Source organism: Blastochloris sulfoviridis, assembly GCF_008630065.1.
Lineage (GTDB): Bacteria > Pseudomonadota > Alphaproteobacteria > Rhizobiales > Xanthobacteraceae > Blastochloris > Blastochloris sulfoviridis.
On sequence record NZ_VWPL01000069.1, the window covers coordinates 1 to 1,335 of the forward strand.

A 1,335-nucleotide genomic window follows, 5' to 3' on the forward strand; every position below is an offset into this window, starting at 1 on the left:
CCCACGGCTGTCCGGCACGGATTGTGCTTATGCGGCGGGCCTCGGTTGGTGGCGCGCGCGGCGGCGGGCGTGGGCCGCGCGCGTTGCGTCCGGCTGAAACGCGAAGGCCGCCTGTTGCGGCTGTGGTCTTGGCAGGGGCGTGAGGAGTTCGGCAATGAGCCGCCGCTCCATAAGGTTGGCTTTTATGAGCCGGGCGAAGGCGAGCGGGCTTGCGACGATTTTGTTTGCCTCGTGCGCCAGGCGCAGCAGCACAAAAGCGATCAGCGCGACGGCGATCTGGATACGAACCGCATTTTCGGAGGTTCCGAGGAAGTGGCTGATCTTCAGGGTCTGCTTGACCCATCGAAAGAACAGCTCGATGGCCCATCGACGCTTGTAGAGGTCGGCAATGTCCTGCGCGCTGGCCTCAAGATCGTTGGTGAAGACGCGCAGTTCCTTGCCGGTCTCGATGATGACGCGCACTTCACGGACGAGGCCCGCCATCGGATTGCGGCGCGAGGCGGCAAGCCGCTTGGGAAGGTGTCCGATCCGATCGCTGCGGATCGCGGATCGCGGTGCGACCGGCCGATCCTCCACCACGGCGAACGGTGTGTTGGACTTGAGCCGCGTGACAATGCGGCAACCCGCCTGATCAAGCCTCGCCCACCAGCCATAATCGTAATAGCCGAGGTCGAACACATAGCTCGCCCCCGCCTCGATCGGCATCGCCTTGGCCGCCGTGATGTCGTTGACGTTGGAGGGCGTCACCATCAGGTACAGCGGCTGGTCGGCGTCGGGATCGTAGATGATGTGCGCCTTGGCCCCGCAAACGCCCGCCGAAAACGTCGCCCAGTCGCCGCTGAGGCGGCTCAACCTCACGCTGGTCGAATCGATCAGACGCACGCAGTCGCCGATCTTGCGGCGATAACCGGCTTGCAGTTGCGCCATCAGGGCCGACAAAAGACCGCCGAACACCTCAACCGGGCGCGCCGCATTGGCGGTCGACAGGGCCGACCGTGACACCGTGCAGCCTCCCAGATGATACAGCTTGCCGGCGTGGGTCTTCAGGTTGGTTTCGAGATCGCGCAGGCTCCGCACACCGAAAAGCTGCGCATACAGCATGGCGATCAAATGAGCCTTGGTCTTCAGGCCGCGATCGTCCCAGTCGGCGTGGTGCTCGCCCACAAGCCGGTCGAACACCGCCCACGGAACGTGCTTCAGAAGGCCATGGAAGACGCTATTCTGGTGCTGCACGGCGTTGATCCTCTCGGGTCCAATTGATTCGCAACCAACTGGAAACAAGCAGAATCAATGCCGTGCACCTCTTCAAGCACAATCCGTGCCGGACAGCCGTGG

1 pseudogene is annotated in these 1,335 nt (G+C 63.4%); it reads right to left on the reverse strand.

Annotated features, from left to right (window positions below):
- Positions 1-93 precede the first annotated feature (93 nt).
- Positions 94-1,233 (reverse strand): annotated as a pseudogene (locus F1193_RS16855) (IS4 family transposase); the annotation flags it as partial.
- Positions 1,234-1,335: the final 102 nt, after the last annotated feature.